16 protein-coding genes are annotated in these 19,489 nt (G+C 71.8%); 13 read left to right on the plus strand and 3 right to left on the minus strand.

Features of this window, described 5'->3' with window-relative positions; all coding sequences use genetic code 11:
* Position 1 precedes the first annotated feature (1 nt).
* Entirely contained in the window at positions 2–1,393 is a 1,392-nt protein-coding gene (locus ACPU2J_RS00480; protein ID WP_423832422.1) for a pyridoxal phosphate-dependent aminotransferase, read from the minus strand.
* Positions 1,394–1,459: 66 nt separating this feature from the next.
* Positions 1,460–2,497 carry an NAD(P)/FAD-dependent oxidoreductase gene (locus ACPU2J_RS00485; RefSeq protein WP_420082249.1) on the minus strand — a complete coding sequence of 346 codons (1,038 nt, stop codon included), beginning with the start codon at positions 2,495–2,497 and terminating at the stop codon, positions 1,460–1,462.
* 659 nt (positions 2,498–3,156) lie between these two features.
* Between ACPU2J_RS00485 and ACPU2J_RS00490 the strand changes: the two genes are divergently transcribed.
* From ACPU2J_RS00490 to ACPU2J_RS00550, 13 genes are all read left to right on the plus strand, one after another.
* Positions 3,157–4,305 carry a hypothetical protein gene (locus ACPU2J_RS00490; RefSeq protein ID WP_423832423.1) on the plus strand — a complete coding sequence of 383 codons (1,149 nt, stop codon included), beginning with the start codon at positions 3,157–3,159 and terminating at the stop codon, positions 4,303–4,305.
* Between the two features lie 95 nt (positions 4,306–4,400).
* A complete protein-coding gene (locus ACPU2J_RS00495; RefSeq protein ID WP_420082247.1) occupies positions 4,401–5,138 on the plus strand; it encodes a class I SAM-dependent methyltransferase in 738 nt (245 codons plus the stop codon).
* Positions 5,135–6,424: a peptide ligase PGM1-related protein gene (locus ACPU2J_RS00500; protein ID WP_420082246.1), complete on the plus strand. Its 1,290-nt coding sequence runs from the start codon at positions 5,135–5,137 to the stop codon at positions 6,422–6,424. Before ACPU2J_RS00495 ends, ACPU2J_RS00500 begins: the two co-directional genes overlap by 4 nt.
* A gap of 4 nt (positions 6,425–6,428) precedes the next feature.
* Positions 6,429–7,043 (plus strand): SET domain-containing protein, encoded by a 615-nt coding sequence (locus ACPU2J_RS00505; protein WP_420082245.1) that lies wholly within the window; start codon positions 6,429–6,431, stop codon positions 7,041–7,043.
* Between the two features lie 105 nt (positions 7,044–7,148).
* Positions 7,149–8,765 carry a class I tRNA ligase family protein gene (locus tag ACPU2J_RS00510; protein ID WP_423832424.1) on the plus strand — a complete coding sequence of 539 codons (1,617 nt, stop codon included), beginning with the start codon at positions 7,149–7,151 and terminating at the stop codon, positions 8,763–8,765.
* A gap of 35 nt (positions 8,766–8,800) precedes the next feature.
* Positions 8,801–10,129 (plus strand): lysine N(6)-hydroxylase/L-ornithine N(5)-oxygenase family protein, encoded by a 1,329-nt coding sequence (locus ACPU2J_RS00515; protein ID WP_423832425.1) that lies wholly within the window; start codon positions 8,801–8,803, stop codon positions 10,127–10,129.
* The gene (locus ACPU2J_RS00520; protein WP_420082242.1) at positions 10,129–10,473 is read left to right on the plus strand and encodes a cupin domain-containing protein; all 345 of its coding nucleotides are present in this window, start codon (positions 10,129–10,131) and stop codon (positions 10,471–10,473) included. The genes ACPU2J_RS00515 and ACPU2J_RS00520 overlap by 1 nt, the downstream gene beginning before the upstream one ends.
* A 40-nt stretch (positions 10,474–10,513) precedes the next feature.
* Positions 10,514–11,896 carry a KamA family radical SAM protein gene (locus ACPU2J_RS00525; RefSeq protein ID WP_420082241.1) on the plus strand — a complete coding sequence of 461 codons (1,383 nt, stop codon included), beginning with the start codon at positions 10,514–10,516 and terminating at the stop codon, positions 11,894–11,896.
* Positions 11,887–12,810, plus strand: a complete 924-nt coding sequence (locus ACPU2J_RS00530) for a hypothetical protein (RefSeq protein WP_423832426.1) — start codon at positions 11,887–11,889, stop codon at positions 12,808–12,810. The genes ACPU2J_RS00525 and ACPU2J_RS00530 overlap by 10 nt, the downstream gene beginning before the upstream one ends.
* Positions 12,811–12,824: 14 nt before the next feature.
* Positions 12,825–14,090 (plus strand): ATP-grasp domain-containing protein, encoded by a 1,266-nt coding sequence (locus tag ACPU2J_RS00535; protein WP_423832427.1) that lies wholly within the window; start codon positions 12,825–12,827, stop codon positions 14,088–14,090.
* Between the two features lie 36 nt (positions 14,091–14,126).
* Positions 14,127–15,782, plus strand: coding sequence for a serine hydrolase domain-containing protein (locus ACPU2J_RS00540; RefSeq protein WP_423832428.1), 1,656 nt, complete (start codon positions 14,127–14,129; stop codon positions 15,780–15,782).
* Positions 15,779–17,146: a PLP-dependent aminotransferase family protein gene (locus tag ACPU2J_RS00545; protein WP_423832429.1), complete on the plus strand. Its 1,368-nt coding sequence runs from the start codon at positions 15,779–15,781 to the stop codon at positions 17,144–17,146. Before ACPU2J_RS00540 ends, ACPU2J_RS00545 begins: the two co-directional genes overlap by 4 nt.
* A 104-nt stretch (positions 17,147–17,250) precedes the next feature.
* Positions 17,251–18,123, plus strand: coding sequence for a DNA-methyltransferase (locus tag ACPU2J_RS00550; protein WP_423832430.1), 873 nt, complete (start codon positions 17,251–17,253; stop codon positions 18,121–18,123).
* 4 nt (positions 18,124–18,127) lie between these two features.
* Here ACPU2J_RS00550 and ACPU2J_RS00555 read toward each other — a convergent pair whose 3' ends face one another.
* On the minus strand, positions 18,128–19,447 hold the full coding sequence (locus ACPU2J_RS00555) for a hypothetical protein (protein ID WP_423832431.1): 1,320 nt from the start codon (positions 19,445–19,447) through the stop codon (positions 18,128–18,130).
* Between the last annotated feature and the right edge of the window lie 42 nt (positions 19,448–19,489).

The following is a 19,489-nucleotide window of genomic DNA, read 5'->3' on the forward strand; positions in this document are numbered from 1 at the left end:
CTCAGCAGTGGTCGGCGAGGAACGCCCGCAGCGCCTCGACCTGGGCCTCGAACACGGGCCGGTCGGTGGCGCAGGTGATCCGCAACCAGTGTGCGCCTGCCGGGCTCTTGGCCGCGGCGAGCTCCGTGTCACCGGTGAAGCAGGCCAGCGGGAAGCTGGAGACGCGCGCCTCGTCGTAGAGGCGCCGGCCGAAGTCGAGCGGGGCCGCGTCCGGTGCGGGGATGCAGGCGAGGTAGTTGAATCCGGCGTGCAGCGGTGTCGCGGCGAGCTGCCACGGCAGTCTCTCCTGTGCGAGGCGCCTGTTGTCGGCGATGGTCTGGTACATGTCCCGCAGCTCGAGGCGGTACTCCTCGATCTCGGAGGTGTCGCTCACCGCCAGCAGCTCGCGGGATTCGTCGTTGAGCCCCTTCAAGCGCTGCCAGAGGGTCTCCGAGACCCCGTCCGCCCCGAGCTGCTGCCGGCGCAGGTGCGCGGAGTACGCGAGGTCGCGTGCGATGCCCGACACGGCGACGAGGGGCGGGCAGCCGCCGAAGCGCTGGTTCTCGACGAACTCGACGAAGTCGGTCGGGCCCACGGCGTAGCCGAAGCGGAGGCCGCTGACCGCGCGCCGCTTCGCCAGTCCGTCGACCACGAGCGTCCGCTCCCAGTAGTCGTACCGGTCGAGTGCCGCACCGTAGTTCAGGACCCGGACGTCCGGGTGGGCGGGGAAGTCGGCGCTGACCTTGTCGAGGACGAGGTACACCCCCCGCTGCCGCAGGATGCCGACGATCTCGTCGAACTCCGCCTCCGAGTGCTGTTCGCCGGAGGGGTTGTTGGGTTCGGTGAGGAAGAGCACGGTGGCGCCCGAGGCCTCCAGCGCGTCCGCGATCTCCGCCGGGCTGGGGAGGAAGACCCCCTCACGGTCGGTGAAGACCTCCCGGAACGTCAGGCCGGCCGAGAGGACGGTCTGGTGGACGATGGAGTACTGGGGTCCGGCGACCAGCACCTTCTCGGCTCCGCGGACCCGGCGGAGGAAGTCGAAGGCGAGCCGGACCCCCTCGGCCGCGCCGACGGTCAGGGCCGCGTCGACGGGTGCGTCCAGGGGGGTGCCCTTGACGCTCTCCTCGTAGACGAGGGCCCCGCTGCGGAGGATGGACTCCCCGAGGGGGCCGCAGTAGCAGTTGATGTACTTCCAGTCCCGTGCGTCCTCGGCGATGCTCCGGAGGATCACCGACGGCGGGCGCAGGTAGTTCACCCCGGACGAGATCATGTGGACGGTGCCGCCCTGGTAGCTGGAGTAGTCCACGGTGTTGTGGTGGATCTCGAGCTGGTGGATGAGTGATGCGTTCCAGGAGATCCCGGTGATCTCCTGGCCGATCCGCACGGAACCGGTCGTCTGGTGGTTCGTGGTCATGCTCTTCGAAGCCTCTATCCCGTGTGTGTGCAGGCCGAGGGTCAGGGGCCGACCCTCCCCGTCGCGTCAGCGTGAGAGCAGGTCGGCCACGGCGGCGGCCGTGGCGGGCGCGAAGCGGTAGCCCGAGCCGCTCGAGGCGCCGGCGAAGACGATGCGTCGTTCGTGGTCCAGCGTCTCGACCAGGGGTGCGCCGTCCGGGCTGTAGGCGTCGCAGAAGACGCGCCCGGACACCGCGGCCGCGCGCAGGCCCGGTGCGTAGCGGTGGAGCAGCTCGCGGGCCTCGGCGACGTGCGCGCCGGTCAGGCTGGTGGAGATCGTGTCGGGGTCGACGTCCCATTCCTGGCAGGTGTAGCTGAAGAGCCAGTGGCCGCGCCGCACCATGGGGAGCAGGAAGGCGTCCTCGTCGTCGAAGACGACGACCGGATCGTCGTCCGTGGGCCGCTGCTCGACGTGCAGTGCGACGATCTTCTTCACGCGGGCTCCGAGCGGTGCCACCAGGTCCCGCCACGGGGCGGCGTGCAGCCAGGGTCCCGGAGCGAGGACGATCCGGTCGGCGTGGAGTGTGGCGCCCGTGCCGAGCACGAGGGTGCAGCCGTCGGTGTCGGACGACAGGCCGACGACCTCGACGCCCTCCCTGATCTCGACCTGTCCGCGCAGCTGTCGCGCGAGGAGTGCGGTGACCGCGGGGACGTCGGCGTAGTGACAGCCCGTGCCGTCCCAGACGGCGGTGCCGTCCGGCAGGCCGACGAGGGGAGGGGGCGTACTGCCGCGGACGAGGCGCGCCTGCCCCAGGTACTTCTCGGACAGTGCCCGGGCACGGCTCTCGTGGGCGACGACGGACACGTCGAGCGGGAAGAGCGGCCAGGACGGGTGATCCGCCAGCAGGCGCCGGTAGTAGTCGTGGCTGTACGCCGCGAAGGCGCGGGCGCGCGGGGTGGAGCCGCGGGGGAAGTGGAGCCCTGCGGAGCGCCGGCTCGCGCCGCCGGCCAGGTCTGCGGAATCGAGGACGACGATCTGTCGGCCGGGGTCACGGGTGGACAATTCGCGGGCCGTCAGAATCCCGGTGATTCCCGCACCGATGACGGCTACATCCACACGCTTCATGAGCAGGCGGGGGGTTTGGACTCCCCACCGTTGCCCCTGTGTCTGCGCCCGAGAATCACCGAGTGGGTGGCGGATTCGCGTCGTCCTGTTTTCCGGCGCGTCGGAACCTTCATCTTCTCCCCCTGTTTTCGGGCCCGTGGGCGCTGGTCCGCCGGGGCCCTGTCGCCGCCGCTGTAATCGGTTTTGCGATCGCGACGGGTTGATCTTGAAGCTTGTTACCGGTGATTCAACTACATGAATTCTGACGTTGTCAACGGAGATCGTTTGTGCCCGGCAGATGGCTGAAAAGGGGGCTCCAAAGTGCTTATTACCGCCACAAAACGGGGCATCACGCATGACGAAAACCAGGGGTTGACGAGAGGTGATCATCACGTAGTCTGTGGTCATCCGGACCTTCGCTATTCGGAATCGATAGCTCCGGATATTGCTGACTCACCGAGCAGCGTGACGACGTCGGGCCTCAGCCGCCCTGACTCTCACTCTTGGGTCCGCCGATCACTCGCGATCGGCCGGAAGGTGCTTCTGACACCGAGGGCCCGGCTGCGTTCCAAGAGGTTCAATTCGGCAATCGCCCGCTTTTCCACGCCCTCACGGGATCCAGAACCGACCGCTCTGGACGGGGCGTGCGACGGGGCTTTTGCGACAGGGAGGGAAGCGCAGTGCGCGGAACACTGATCAACCCGGCCATCGGCGACCGGAACGTCCATTGGATGGTGTGCGACTGGGATCTGGCAGAGCTGGACCAGGACCTCGTCTGGCAGGCCGGCCTGGCGGCCGCCCGGGCGAGGGCCTCCGGTGAGTTCACCGATGCCCTCAAGCTTCTCGTCGACGGCTCGTTCGTCCCGGACCCCGCGGCGTGGCCCGGAGGGTCCGGCGCCGCGGAGTCGCCCTGGCAGTGGCTCGACCGGACCGTGCGGTCCGTCGAAGGCGAGGCGGAAGCGGTCCTCTACTACGCCCGCGGCCTCCAGGAGTACCACCGGGGGCTCTTCGAGGTGCTGGTCGGCGGCCTCGCCCCGCTGCTCACCACCGTGGGCCTGCCGCGCGGGTACATCGAGTCGGAACTCTTCCTCGGACGCTACTCGGCCACGCCCGGCGGCATCCACCGTGAGGGGTGCACCAACCTCCACATGGTGCTGCAGGGCAAAAAGGTGATGCACCTCTGGAACACCAGTGACTGGATCCCCCGGGGCACCGACGTACGGGCCGACACCGACCCGCTGGGCAACGTCGAGGAGGAGTACCTGCCCGACCTCGCCGTGGCGGACGTCGAGCACCTGACCACCACGACCCTGCGTCCCGGTGCCGGGCAGGCCATGTTCTGGCGCAGCGGGATCTGGCACGTCGGGGACACGCCCGAGCCGTCGCTCTCCTTCAACGTGGCCATGTACACGGGCAGTTTCAACAACCCCCGCCCGTGGACCGAGGTGCCCGTCGGCCCCGACGGACAGCTCGGCAGGGAATGGCTGGCCGAGTACCGCGCCTTCGCCGGACTCGCCGAGGACGACGCCGCGGCACTGGCGCTCGTATCCGCCATCGGCATGCGCGGGATCGCCCCCCAGGATCCCGAGCCCGGCCTTCCCCCGGCCGCGATCCGGCGCCGGACGCCCGCCCCGCTGCTGTGGACGCCCGGCGACGACGGCTCCCTGCTGGTCGCCACGCACGGGGCCGTGCGCAGCTTCCCGGCCGGGACCCGGGACTGGGTCGCCGACCTTGCGGGCCGCTCCGTCGGTGACACCGTGCAGGTGCCGGCCGGGGCCGGCGACCTGGCCCGGTGGCTGGCCTGGCAGTCGTTCGCCGACGCTGCCTGACCTGACCCTGACCCGCCTCCCGGTGCCGTGCCCTGCGGTGGGCACCGCCGCACGACGCAGGACCCGGCCCACCCCCACAACGCAAAGGACGTGACATGACAGCCTCGGAAGAGGACTGGAACGAGCAGGACTCCCAGGACTTCATCAGGTACGGGGAGTACTTCGTGCCCGAGCGCGCCGCACAGGCGGCCGTCATCGCCTCGGCGATCCCGACGCCGCCGCCGGGCGCCCTCATCCTGGACCTGTGCTGCGGCCAGGGCAGGCTCAGCGCCGCGCTTCTGGAGGCCTTCCCCCAGGCGGAGGTCGTCGGACTCGACATCAGCACCACCATGCTCGAGACGGCCGGCCGCGAACTGGCCTCGTTCGGGGACCGCTTCCGCACCGAGCACTTCGATCTGGCCGCCTCCGCATGGCGGGTACGCGACCGGGCCCCCTGGGCCGTGGTGTCCTCCCTCGCCGTGCACCACCTGGACGGCGAAGGGAAGCAGCAGCTGTTCCGGGACGTGTACGCCATGCTCCGTCCCGGCGGTGCCTTCGTCCTCGCCGACCTGGTGGAGGCCACCGGTCCGCTCGGACACGAGCTGGCCCGCCGGATGTGGGACGAGGCCGTCCGCGAGCAGAGCGCGGAGGCGGGCGTCCCCGCCGCCTACGAGAAGTTCCACGAGCTGGAGTGGAGCCACTACCACTATCCGGACCCGCTCGACCGGCCGTCGCCCCTGGGCGACCAGCTCAACTGGCTGGCACGGACCGGCTTCGCCCACGTGGACGCCTACTGGATGAAGGCCGGTCACGCGGTCTTCGGAGGCGTCAAGCAGGAAGGACCCACCGCATGACCACGCGCGAACACCCCCGGATGTTCTTCGGGAACTTCGTCAACGAACTGATGGTCGCCACCCCGACGGCACGCCATGCCAAGGCCCTGGTCGCGGTGTCTCCGCGCAAGGTCTGGCTCACGCAGCCCGGCGACGTGGTCGTGCTCCCCACCGCGCCCTCCGAGCCGCTGTGGGAGTACGCCTGTGACCTGCTCGGGTTCGCCCGTTCCTCGGTCACGTCGGTGGCAGCCCCCTCCGAGGACCTGATCACCCTCACCGACGCCGTCCGCAAGAACGGCCTCACCGGTCACCTGCGCGCCCTGGCCGAAGCCGCCCCCGGACTCCGCTTCCAGCCCTTCGCGCTGGACCGCCCCGCCCTCGACCTCGCGGCCGAGCTCGGCCTTCCCGTCGACGGGTACGCCGACGGCCGGCCCTCCGACGCGGCCGTGGAGGCCGTCTACCGGATCAACACCAAGCCCGGGTTCCGCGACGTCGCCGCCGAACTGGGGATCCGTACGGCCGCGGGCCGCGTGGCGGCGGACCGCGGGGAACTCCTCACGGCCGTCCGGGACACCGTCGCCGCTCACGGCGGAGCGGTGGTCAAGCCGGTGCGCGGTTCCAACGGCTACGGCGTGCGGTTCCTGTCCGAGGAGGATCTGCCGGGCCTGGAGGCCCTGCTCGACTCCTACCTCGCCGACGTGTCCGACCAGCCCAGCGGCTGGGTCGTCGAACAGCGCCTGGACCTCGCCCGTGTGGTGACCGTCGAGATGGAGGTCACCGACGCCGGCCCGCAGGTGCTCCACGTCGGGGAGATGCGCACCCCCAACGGCAGCTTCAGCGGCCAGGTCACCCCCCTGGAGGAGAACTCTCCCGCCGTGGACCGGCTCACCGCCGACGGCCTCACCCTGGGCCGTCACCTGGACCGGATCGGCTACCGCGGCCCCTTCGACATCGACGGCGGCATCACCGGCGACGGACAGCTCTTCGCCACCGAGAGCAACCTGCGCCGCACCGGCGCGACCTACCTGGACCTCCTCGTGCGCCGGTTCCTCGGCACCGAGGGCGCCGCCCGGGCGGTCTGGCTCGCCGACTCCCGCCCCGGCGGCGTCACGCCCGACTTCGCCGCCGGCCTCGGCCTGGTCCGCGACGCCGGGCTGGCCTTCGAGCCCGGTGCGGCCGAGGGCGTGGTGCTCACCGCCGACACCCTGGCCTTCGACGGCAAGTGGCGCTACCTCGTCATGGGCACCAGCCACCGCCGGGTCGAGGAGATCGAGAAGCGCCTGGCCGACGTCCTGCGGCTGGCGTGACCCGGTGCTGACCTCCGGAATCGACATCCGGCCCAGCACGACGGACAACGTGGGCCTGTTCGCCACCGAGCCGATCCCGGCCGGCACCGTCGTCTGGCTGCCCTGCGTCAAGTGCCCCACCTGGACCGCGGCCGAGCTGGGCGCCGTCCCCGCGGAACGGTTCGGCCTGCTCGACAAGTACGGGCACCTGCTGGAGGACGGAAGCCTCCTGCTGCCCTGCATGGGAGCCTTCCTGATGAACCACTCCTGCGCGGCGAACGTCCTGGACACCGGTCTCGACTTCGGCGTGGCCGTCCGGGACATCGCCCCCGGCGAGGAGGTGACCTGCGACTACTCCACGTTCACGGCGGACGTCGGCTGGTCCATGGAGTGCAACTGCCGCGCACCGCAGTGCCGCGGCACCATCACCACGCAGGAGGGGGACGATCCCGCGCTCCGGGCACGGCTGACCGAGCGCCTCGACCTCGTCCTGCCGCGCGTCGCAGCGGTGGACCAGCCGTTGCACGACGTGGTGTCGGCCGTCAGCCCCGCGTACGCGCTCCTGCGTCAGGGTGCGGCGAGCGTCGCCGCCGCAGGCTCCGCGGCGACGGTCTGCGCACCGTCCTTCATGCCCCGCTGAGGCTCCATCAGCCCGCGGCGCTGCCTCCCCGGCAGCGCCGCGGACCACCCACGTGGCGGACCCCACGGGACCGCCCCACCGACCAGAGGACCGAAAGGAACGCCAGTGACGGGCAACATGCTGGTCACCGCCACGCCCCCGACCCCCAACGGGGAGCTCCACCTGGGACACCTGTCCGGCCCCTACCTCGCTGCGGACGTCTTCGCCCGCCACCAGCGGCGTACGGGCACCACCGTGGCCCATCTCTCCGGGATCGACGACCACCAGAGCTACACCGAGGCCCGCGCCGTCCGCGAGGGCACCACCGCCGAGAAGATCGCCGACCACTACGGCGAACGCATCGAACGGGCCTGGGCGGACAGCGGCATCCGGCTCGACGTCGTCGCGCACCCGCGCGACCTGCCGCTGCACGCCGGCCTGACCCGGGAGATCTTCGCCGCACTGTACGAGCGCGGTGACATCGTCGCCCGCAACAGGCCGCTGCCCTACTGCGTGCCCTGCGACCGGTGGGCGTACGAGGCCTACGTGACCGGGGGCTGCCCGCACTGCGGCAGCGCGTCCGGGGGGAACTCCTGCGAGTCGTGCGGCCGCTCGAACGACTGCGCCGACCTGGTCGACCCCCGTTGCACGATCTGCGCGACACCGTGCGAGATCCGCTCCTGTGAGCGCCTCTACATGCCCCTGGAACGCCACCGCAAGGCGCTGGAGGAGTTCTGGGGCGAGACCGCCATGAACGGCCACCTCGCGGCGCTGTGCCGGAGCCTCTCGGACGACGGACTGCCCGAGATCGCCGTCACCCACCCCGCCGACTGGGGCGTCCCGGCTCCCGTAGAGGGCTTCACCGAGCAGCGGATCTACGTCTGGTTCGAGATGGCCGCCGGTTACCTGGCCGGCGCCGGCGAGCTCGGCGACTGGCGCGCGTGGTGGACGGGCGACGCACAGGTCGTGCAGTTCTTCGGCTACGACAACGGCTTCTTCCACGCGGTGCTGTTCCCCGCGATCTTCTCGGCCTGGGACCCCGCGGTCGTCCTCCCCACGGCCCTGGTGTCCAACGAGTTCTACCGTCTCGACGGCCTGAAGTTCTCCACCAGCCGGCAGCACGCGATCTGGCTGCTCGAGGCACTGGAGCGGACTCCCGCCGACCATCTGCGGCTCTACCTGAGCTGGGACCGCCCGGCCGCCGCCCAGTCCAGCTTCACCCAGCGGGCTTTCGACGAGTTCCTCCACGGTGACCTGCTGCCGCGCTGGCACGGCTGGCTGGGGGACCTGGCCGTCCGGGCCCGGGCGGTCGCCCCCGCGGATCCGGACACCGCGCCCGAGCCGGTGGCCGCGCAGCAACTGCGCGCCCGCACCCGGCGTCTGCTGGACATGGTCGGGGACGCGTACTCCCTGCCCGGGTTCTCCCCGCGCTCCGCGATCACCCTGCTCGACCTCCTGGTCCGCGAGGCGGTGGAAGCCGGCCAGGACGGCGACCACCAGTCCGGGGTTCCCGGGCTCGCCGCGGCACACGCCCGGGGCGTCGCCGCACAGCTTTCGGCGGCCGCGGCCTTCGCCGTCGGGCTCTTCCCCGTCGCACCGGCGATGGCCCAGCAGCTGTGGACCGCGCTGAACCTGCCGGGCGAGATCGCCGACGTGCCCTGGGACCGGGCCCTGGACGGCATCCCGGTACCCGACGGCCCCGCCGACCTGAGCACCGCGTGTGCTCTCTTCGCACCGCACTGACGGTGCACACGAACCGCGAATTCCTAGGGGGTGGCATGCACGACGTGGAACACCACGATCTCGTGGGGATCGGGACCGGCCCGACGAACCTCAGCCTGGCCGCGTTGGCCGAGCCGGTACCGAACCTCTCCGTCCGGTTTCTCGACGCCCGGCCGGAGTTCCGCTGGCACCCGGGGATGATGGTGCCCGATGCCGAGCTCCAGGTGTCCTACCTGAAGGATCTCGTCACCACCGTCGACCCGACGAGTCGTTTCTCCTTCCTGAACTACCTCGCGGAGAGCGGGCGCCTCTTCCGGTCCCTGGTCGCCAACCGCGACCGCTGCACGCGGCAGGAGTTCGAGCAGTACTACCGCTGGGTCGCCCGTCAGCTGTCCAGCCTGCGGTGGAACCGGCCGGTGGAGGAGGTACGGCTGCGGCAGGACCGTCTCGAGGCGGTCTCGGGCGGCACCCGGTACTCCACCGGCTCGCTGGTCCTGGGCACGGGGCGGGCACCCGTACTGCCCGGCTTCGCCGAGGCGCTGCGGGGCCCGTCGGTGCTGCACGGCGCGGACCTCCTCCACGTCGCCCCGCAGGTCCGCGGCAAGGACGTCCTGGTGGTCGGCGGCGGCCAGAGCGGCGCGGAGGTGGTCCATCACTTCCTCCGCTCGGACACGGAACTGCCGCGCCGGCTCACCTGGATCTCCAGCCGGGCCGGGTTCCAGCCCCTGGACGACTCCCCGTTCACGAACGAATGGTTCGCCCCGGACTACGTGGACCACTTCCACCGGCTGCCCCGCGAGCGGCGCACGGAACTGCTGAGCCGTCAGCGCCTGGCCAGCGACGGCATCACCGAGTCCCTCCTCGAAGCCATCTACCGGCGCCTCTACCAGCTGGACTTCCTGGCCGGCGCGCCCGTGCAGCACCGCCTGCTGACCAACAGGCGGGTCGTCGGGCTGGACCGCGACGGGGACCGTGTCGTGGCGTCCGTGCACGACCGGGACCTCGACCGCGCGGAGGCGCACGTCGCCGACGTGGCCGTCTTCTGCACGGGCTACCGCAGCTCCCTGCCCGCGTGCATGGGCCCCCTCGCGGACCGCCTCCTCGACGCGCGCGGCGAACTGGAGGTCGAACGGGACTACTCGCTGCGCTGGGACGGGCCGGCCGACGCCCGCATCTACGTCCAGAACATGTCGGAGTCCACCCACGGCGTCGCCGACCCGAATCTCAGCCTGGCCGCGTGGCGCAGCGCGCAGATCCTGAACGCGGTGGCGGGCCGCAAGGTCTACCGCGTCGACCACGAGACGTCCACGACCACGTGGGGAAACCCCCTCGACCCTTCGGGCGCCGTGCCGTCCGAGCCGATGCCGATCCTGAGGAGCGTCTGATGCCGGGCCCCGTGAAGGTGGAGTTCGACCCTGCCCGGTACGTCCCCGGGATGGTCGTCGAGTACGCGGCCTCCGGTCCCGCCGGACCGGAGGGCCCGACCCCGTTCGAAGGCTCCCGGTTCCGCGTACCGCCCGGAGCCACCAGCGAACGGGACGAGCACGCGGTGGCCGAACTCTGGCTGGTCCGGTCCGGCACCGGGACGGTCGTCTCCGCGGACACCCGGACCGACATCGGACCCGGCGACGCCCTGTACTACCCGCCCTGGGTCCCCCACCAGGTCACCGCCACCGGCGAGGAGCCACTGGAGGTCTTCAGCCTCTGGTGGACCCCGCAGCCGCAGTGACGGACGGCACGTCAGGCCGTCCGAGAAAGGAGCACGCCGCGTGTCACTCGCACCGGCCCAGCCGTACACCTATCGAAGGAAGGAGCTGGTGGAACCCGACTGGACGCGTTTCCCGGGATGGCGCGCCACCACGCGCGCCGAGTGGGAGTCGCCCCAGTGGCAGCGTCTGCACTGCGTGCGCAACGAGAAGCAGTTGCGTGCGGTGCTGGGAGACCTCGTCGGCGACGCGTTCTACGCCGACCTGGAGCGGGACCGGGCGGAGCGGGCGACCATGTCCCTGCTGGTCCCGCCGCAGATGCTCAACACGATGGCGAGCGGGGTGACGGTCGCGGGGGCCGGCAGCCTGACCGAGGCCTTCTACGCCGACCCGGTACGCCGGTACATGCTGCCGGTCTTCTCCGACCGCCGTACCGACTGGCCCTCCCACCCCAGGGCGTCCCGGGACGCCCTGCACGAGCAGGAGATGTGGGCGGTGGAGGGCCTCACCCACCGCTATCCCACGAAGGTCCTCGCGGAGGTCGTGGCGACCTGCCCGCAGTACTGCGGGCACTGCACGCGCATGGACCTGGTCGGCCAGTCCACCCCGGTGGTGGCCAAGACCCGGTTCTCCGCGAAGCCGCAGGACCGGCTGGCCGCCATGACCGCGTACCTGCGGACCCAGCCCGGCGTGCGGGACGTCGTGGTGTCCGGGGGCGACGTCGCCAACGTCCCGTGGCCCCGGCTGGAGGCCTTCGTGTCGGAGCTGCTGGACATGGACAACATCCGGGACGTCCGGCTGGCGTCCAAGGCCCTCGTCACGCTGCCGCAGCACTGGCTGTCGGCGGAGGTCCTCTCCGGTCTGGAACGCCTGGCGAAGGTCGCTCGTGACCGGGACGTCCAGATCGCGGTGCACACCCACGCGAACGCAGCCTCCAGCGTCACCCCGCTGGCGGCGCGTGCCGCGCGTGCGGTCCTGGAGACCGGCATCCGTGACGTGCGCAACCAGGGTGTGCTGATGCACGGCGTCAACGACTCCCGCGAGCAGCTCCTCGACCTCTGCTTCGCCCTGCTCGACGGTGCGGGCATCCTCCCGTACTACTTCTACCTCTGCGACATGATCCCCTTCAGCGAGCACTGGCGGATTCCGCTGTCCCGGGCCCAGGAACTGCAGGACGGCATCATGGGCTACCTGCCCGGGTTCGCGACGCCCCGGATCGTGTGCGACGTGCCCTACGTCGGAAAGCGGTGGGTGCACCAGGTCGCCGAATACGACCGGACGCGCGGCATCTCGTACTGGACGAAGAGCTACCACCTGCAGCAGGAGGCGTCCGACGACGCGGCGCTGGTGCGGCGGCACGAGTACCTGGACCCGATCCACACCCTGCCGCAGGAGGGCCGCGACTGGTGGCGTGCGGCGGCCGACGGAGGCACCTCATGGAACTGACGACGCACCACGACCTCCGCGTCGCCGTGCTCGACGCCGCCGACGTGGCGGCCGGCGCCGCGCTCGCGGAGCACCCCGACGCCGACGTCCTGCGGATCGTCGCCCCCACACGCGAGCAGTACGACGAGCTGACCCCGCACGGGTTCCTCCTGAAGCCCCGATGGCTGTTCTGGACCCGCCCCGTCCACCCGACGCTCGACGCCTACGTGAACACCCTCCAGCCCCGGATGCGGAAGTCCACCCGGCACGCGGTGCGCCTGACCGAGCCCGGTCACCGGCTGGTGGTCGAGGAATCGGTGGACCCCTCCCGCCTGGACACCTGGTTCGCCCTCTACGAACGGCACATCGCCTCGCTGCCGCGCGGGACGCTGTACGCCGCGGAGGACCTGGAGTACTTCCGTGCCCACCCGGAGACGGTCGTGGGCATGTACCTCTACAACGCCGACCGCATGGTCGCCGGGCTCCTCTGCATGAAGGTGCCCGGGCACGGCATGCTCCGGATGACGTACTACGCCTGCGACCCGGACTACCCCGATCACGGCATCACCCGCTACATGTACGTCCAGGTCGGAGTCGTCGCGGCCGAGCTCGGCTACGAGGTGCTGTCGGCCGGCGCCGACCCCAACTTCTACGGACACGACATCGCCACGGGGCTGTACCTCCTGAAGCGTCGGCTGGGGTTCCGGGCCGACCCGCTGTGGCACTACGAGCCCGACGACCCGCCCGTCCTGGAGAAGGTCCTCTCCCTGGACCGCTGCGAGGACCCGTCCTTCTGCGTGGCGTACACGGACTTCGACGTCCGGCGGGCCGCACTCACCGGGCACGTCCTGTCCCGCACACCGGCCCCGGCGACGGAACCCTTCGACGCGCCCATGCTCGCCTCCGTGGTCCCGCACCACGTTTCCCACCGATGAGGGGACACCCCACCGTGCCCGCAGTTCTGATCCTGGACTGGGACCCGCGCTACCGCGCCTACGTCCTGGAGTCCTGCCTCTCCCTCGGCATCACGGCCCACCTGGTCATGCGCGAGGCGCCCGCCGAGCTTCCCGCCGTGGCCGAACGCGTCCACGTGCTGCCGGGCCTGTACGAGGACCCGCTCCAGTGGGTAGGCGAACTGGCCGACTACGCCCGCCGGCACGGGCTCGCGGGCGTCCTCACGCACGAGGACGAACTGGTCGAGCTGAGCGCCGCGCTGAGCGACGAGCTCGGCCTCCCCGGGGCCTCCCTGGAGGCGGTGCGCCTGTGCATGGACAAGTCCGCCACCCGCGACCGCTTCGCCTCGGCGGGCGTGCCCGGGCCTCGCCACCGCGTGGCCTCCTCGATCGACGAGGCGAGGAAGGCCCTGGAGGAGCTGACCCTTCCCGTCGTGCTGAAGCCCGTGGCCGCCTCGGGCGGCCAGGGAGTCACCCTCCTCGCCGACGCCGACGCGCTTCCGCAGGCCTGGGACTGGGCCGTGGAACCGTACGGCTACCTGCCGGCCGTCTACCACCGCGTCATCGTCGAGGAGTTCCTCGAGGGCCCCCTGGTGAGCCTGGAGGCGGCGGTGATCGACGGCGAGGTACGAGCCGTCACCGCGACGGACGGACTCCAGACCATCGAGCCGGTGGGGCCGACGCAGTCCCGGTTCGTCTACGACGCCCTGCTGGTTCCGACCCGCCTTCCGGCCGAGGACCACGCGGCGATGGTCCACTGGACGCGAGAGGCCGTGCGTGCCCTCGGAATCCGCACCGGAATCGTCCACACCGAGTTCAAGCGGACCCCGGACGGCGTGCGCATCGTGGAGGTGAACCCCCGCCTGCCCGGGGTCTACATCCCCGAACTGGTGCACCGGGCCCTCGGCGTCGACCTCGCCGGGGCGGCCCTGCAACTGGCCGTGGGCGAGGACCCCGACCTCGTGGTGAAGCGTGACGGGGCGGCCTGCGCACGGCTCCTGCTGGCCCGCGACGCCGGAGTGGTGACGGCCGTGGACGGCGTGGCCGAGGCGGACGCCGCGCCGCACGTCGTCCGGGCCTGCTCCTTCGTGGAGCCCGGCGACGCGGTGGCACCGCCGCACGAGGGGAACATCGAGGTCCGGCTGGGCTACGTGCTGACCGAGCACACCGATCCGCACGGCGCCCTGCGCGCCGCCGACGAGGCCCTCGCGCGGATGACCGTACGGATCTCCGGCCCCGACACCGCCAAGGCGGTCGGGTAGGTGCCGGTTCCCGAGGGAGAGGGAGGGGACGCGTCGATGACGCGCGACGTGTCCTGCCCCGACATCGAGGCCGAGCGGGCCCGCCACGGGATCCCGGGCATGGCCGTGGCCGTCGTGAACGCCGACGGCCTGGTGCACTCCCGCGGCTTCGGCCGTACGAGCTCACGGGAGGACGCCGACGAGGTCACGCCCGAGACCGTGTTCCGGCTCGGCTCGGTCACCAAGCCGCTGACCGCGACCACGCTGCTCCGCCTGCACGATCGCGGTGCGGTCGACCTCGACCGGCCCGTCGCCGACGTACTGCCGGCGCTCCTCGGCACCGGCTACCCGTCGGTCGGGCGGATCACCCCGCGCATGCTCCTGGGCCACACGGCGGGACTCCCCCACGACTTCTTCCCCACCGGCGGCAGTGATCCCGCGGACCTGCCCGACGCGGTGCTCCGGTCGTTGCGGGGCTACGGTCCGGTGGCGCCGCCGGGAACCGCGTACTCCTACAGCAATCCGGGCTACGACCTCGCCGGGGCGCTGGCCGCCGCGGCGGCGGGGACGCCTTTCCCCGAGCTGGTCGCCGAACTGGTCCTGCGGCCGCTGGGAATGACCTCGACGACGTTCGATCCGGCCGTGGCCGCGGCGCTCCCCCTGGCGTCGGGGCACCGGATCGACGCCGCGGGGAAGGCGGTGGAGGAGGGGACCGCCGACAACGTCGCCCACTACCCGTCCGGCTTCGCCCTGTCCACGGCCGTCGACATGGGCCGCTTCGCCGCCGAGCAGCTGGACGGCGGGGCCGGGCGACGGGACCGGCTGCTCAGCGTGCGGTCGCGGCACCTGGCGCACGCGGCGCACGCCTCCCTCTTCCTCCCGGACGGCAGCGCGAGCACACTCGGTTTCCACCGGTGGCAGTGGCAGGGGCGGACGGTCATCGGGCATGCCGGTGACATCTGCGGATACGGAGCCTGGCTGGGCCTGTTCCCCGAGGACGGCGTGGGAGCGGTGCTGCTGGCCAACGCGATCCCGCCCGGCTTCGACGGGAGGTCCCTGCTGCACCGGATCCTGCGGGCGCACTCCTCCGGAGCCGGCCCGCGGCGGCGGCCGCCCGTCGGCGGCCCCCCGGGCACGGGCCACCCGGCACCCGCAGACCCCGGGGCCCTCGTCGGCGTGTACGTGGGGCAGGCCACGGGCCTGGTTCGGCTGACGGCCGAGGGCCCGGACCTCACGGCGGAGATCAACGGACGGCGCGTCGCGCTCCGCGCCACGGGCGACGGACGCTTCGAGGGCGACGGGCCCGAGGAGGGGTCCGTCGTGTCCCTCGGCTTCCCGGACACGGCGACCGTACCGACCGCCCCGGCAGCCCGTCTGATGGTCGACGGCGAACTGTGCGAGCGCTTCGACGAGGCGCGGCTCACCACGCCGGATCCGGACGACCTCGCCCGCTACACCGGCACCTACACCCGCGTCGACGAGGTCTCCGTCTTCGTCCGGGCCGGAGAGCTCTTCCTCCACTCCCAGGAGGACCTCCGGGAGTTCCGGTGCACACCGCTGACACGCACGATGTTCGCCTTCGAAGGAGGGGTGATCGAGTTCATGGTCGACGAGAGCGGCCGGGCCGGGGCCATCCGGGCCCGCAACGCCGTCACGCTGCACAGGACCGGTGCGCGGCCGTGCGCCGTCCCGGCGCCGGGAGGTGACCGGTGACGGCGTTCCTCACCGCTCCGCGCGGCCTGGACGCGGCACGTCACGATCCGGGGCGGGGCAGCGGGTTCCGGCTGGACACGGCGGGGCTCCACGCCTCCGTCACGGATCCCGCCCTCACCTCGATGACGCTCCTCAACGACATCGCGGGACGGTATCCGCAGGCCGTCTCGTTCGCCGCGGGCCGCCCGTACGAGGGCTTCTACGACACCGGCGACCTCCCCCGCCAGCTACGGGCCTTCGAGGAGTACCTGGCGCGGGAGCGGGGCCTCGGCCCGGAACAGATCCGCAGTGTCTTCTTCCAGTACGGCCGTACCAAGGGTGTCATCCACGAGCTGATCGCCAGGCACCTGGAGATCGACGAGGCGTTGACCGTCGACCCGGAGTCCGTCGTGGTCACCACGGGCGCGCAGGAGGCGATGGTTCTCGTCCTGCGGGCCCTGCGCCGTGACGCGAAGGACGTCGTGCTGGCCGCCGTACCCGCCTACGTCGGGTTCCTCGGCGCCGCGCGGCTGGTCGACATGGGCCTCCGGCCGGTCCGTGAGGGCCCCGACGGCATCGATCTGGACGACCTCGCCGAGCAGATCCGGCGGGCCCGGCGGGAGGGGCTGCGGCCGCGCGCGTGCTACGTCGTGCCGGACTTCGCCAATCCGAGCGGCGCGAGCATGACCCCGGAGGACCGGCAGCGACTGGTGGACCTGGCGGACGACGAGGACATCCTGCTCCTGGAGGACAATCCGTACTCCTTCTTCCACGCCGGCACCCCCAGGACGCCCACGCTCAAGTCCCTGGACCGGACGGGCCGGGTCCTCTACTTCGGGTCCTTCTCCAAGACGGCCTACGCCGGCGCCCGCATCGGCTACGTGATCGCCGACCAGCCCGTGGAGGGAGACGGCTCGGGGGCCGTCGTCCTCGCGGACCAGCTGGCACGCCTGAAGAGCATGCTGACGCTCAACACCTCGACCGTCGCGCAGGCGGCGATCGGCGGCTTCCTCGTCGAGAACGGGTGCAGCCTCGAACGCGCCACCCGAAGCGTCGCCGCCGTCTACCGCAGGAACCTGCGGGCCGTTCTCGACGGCCTGGAGGAGCGGTTCGGCGGTGGGTCCGGGCCCGGCCGGGCCGGCCCGGTCTCGTGGAACGCACCGAGCGGCGGCATGTTCGTCGTGGTCACCCTGCCGTTCGTCGCGGACGACGCGGCGCTGGAACGCTGCGCCGCGGACTTCGGGGTGCTGTGGACACCGATGCACCACTTCTACGGCGGTGCGGCCGGGTTCCGCCAGATCCGGCTCTCGTTCAGCGTCCTGTCCCCGGAACACGTGGCCGAAGGGCTCGACCGGCTCGCCGCGTTCGTCGCTTCCGGTCCCTGAGCCGGCCCGCCGTGCCACTGCCGGCCGCACCGCCGCCTGGCGCCCTCCGCCCCTCCCCGCCCCGCCACGCTCGGCCTTCGCGCCGTGACCGAACGGAACTCCGTATGCCTCCCTCCCCCCGCACCGACAGTCCCGACAGCCCCGCACTCGTCACCGTCCACACGACGGAACTCGGCACCCTCACCTGCGGTGACGCCCTCGACTGCCTGCGTTCGCTGCCGGCCGACAGCGTCCGGCTCGTCGTCACCGCCCCCTGGTTCCAGGGGCCTTACACCATCGATTCGACCGACCCCGTCTCGCCCCGGTTCGGAGACTGGCTGCTGGAGGTCATGCAGGAGTGCGAGCGGGTGCTGCTCCCGGACGGCAGCGTGGTCCTCGAACTCGGCTGCACCTGGGCGGCCGACCGCCCCGTGCGCACCGTCCAGCACTACGCGGCACTGTCACGGCTCGTCGGCGAACACGGCTGGCACCTCCTCCAGGAGCTCTACTACTACAACCCCCACCTGATGGCGGCATGGGACACCTGGGGAGGACCGGGAGCCTCACGTCTCAACGACTGCGTGAGCACCTTCTACTGGCTGGCCCGCACGCCTGACGTACCCGTGGACACCGGGCGCGCGCTCGGCTTCCAGAACACGCTGGTCGACCAGTCCGGAAATCTGCTGGCGCTGGGCGACACCTACGCCGACCTCGTCTACCTCCGCCGCCGCGCGGCCGAGGGCAAGGCTCCGGAGCCGGAGCGCAACCCGGTATCGGTCCCGCTGTACTTCGTGGAACTGCTCACGCAGCCGGGCGACCACGTGGTCGACCCGTTCGGCGGCACGGGTTCGGCGGCGATCGCCGCAGAACTGTCGGAGCGCCGGTGGACGTGCAACGACCTCTCACGGGAGGCCGTCGACGTCGCGCAGGAGCGCCTCGCCACCCTGCGGCCCACGCACCGGGCTCCGGCCGCACCCGGCCCGGCGGCGACTCGGTAGCCGTCTACATCAGAGGAGGGAAGCCGCACGTGTAGGGGTACGAGTCGTCCGGGTCGACGGAGGGGGCGCTGTGCACGTCGCGCGCTGCCAGGACGATGAGCCCGGCCACGAGCAGGAAAATGCCGACGCCGAGGAGCCACCCCACCCCGGTCGACGGGCGGGCCTGTGACGTCGGGCCACCGGTGTGCAGGAACAGTCCGATGAGCACGAGCAGCAGGCCGAACGCGGCGGTGCCCCCGGACACCCACTTCAGCCCGGCGGGACTGTCCATCGGATCCGGCTGCGGGGCGCCGACCCCGGCGCCGGGCCGGGTTGCGCCTTGGTCGACCTGCGCCGTGCCTGCTGTTTCACCGCTCCCCCGGTCATCGGGGGAGCGGTCGAGGACCTGGCCGACGGCCAGCAGCGCCGGGGTGAGCGTCCCCTCCTCGACGTGTGTGTCCTGGCCGGCTTCGGCTGCCGCGAGTTCCACCTGAAGTCCCACCAGGTCCTCCCGCAGCCGGGCGGATTCCACGCGGAGCCGGTCGCGTTCCTGCCGCAGGACCGTCGCCTCGGCGGCCGAGTCGTCCAGCAGGCCGCGGACGGTGTGGATCCTGTCCTCCTGAGCGAGCAGGTCGCGGCGGAGGCTCTCCTCCTGCGTTTGCCTGGCTCGCAACTGCTCCTCATGGCGGGCCCGTGCCTGGTCGAGCCGGCCGTCGAAGGCGGTGCGGTCGCTCCGGCGGGCGTCCTGTTCCTCGCGGAGCAGGTCCTTCAGACGGGCGGTCTCCCGCTGGTGCTGCTCTCGCCCCGTTCGGAGTTCGTCCTCGGCGGTGGCGAGGGCCTGGAGCGTCGTCTCGTGCCGGACCAGGAGGTCGTCGTAGTCGGCCTGCCGGCGGCGGTGCTCGCCGAGGGCTGCCGCCAGCCGAGTCTGGGCCCGGTCGTGGAGGAGGACCGTCTCCTCGTAGGCGTCGGCCAGCACCAGGCGCTCCGCGAACGCCGGGTGCGCCTCCCCCAGGGCCGCGGTGTGCAGGCGCAGCGACTGTGCCCGGACCTCCTCGGCGGCCCCGCAGAGCTGGATGATCGCCTCGACCGTGGAGCGGTGGGGAAGCCGGTCTCCCGACAGGTTCTTCGACAGGGCCGAGGCGCTCAGGGACACACCGGGGGCGAGGTGCTTGCTGGCCAGGTCCGCCGCCTCGATCAGGGATCGCAGGTGCTCGACGAGCGCCCGCTTGTGCGGACGGTTCCGGAAGACCTCCGGCTTCAGCGGGTTCAGCGGCCGACGGGCCGGCCGGCCCTCCCCATCCGGCGGTGTCCCGTCGCCGGTTCCCTCGTCGGCAACACCCGTCATCGCTGTTCTCCCGGTTGACCGTTGCGGAAAGAAGATCGTTGC

This window comes from Streptomyces manipurensis, from assembly GCF_049570255.1.
GTDB lineage: Bacteria > Actinomycetota > Actinomycetes > Streptomycetales > Streptomycetaceae > Streptomyces > Streptomyces manipurensis.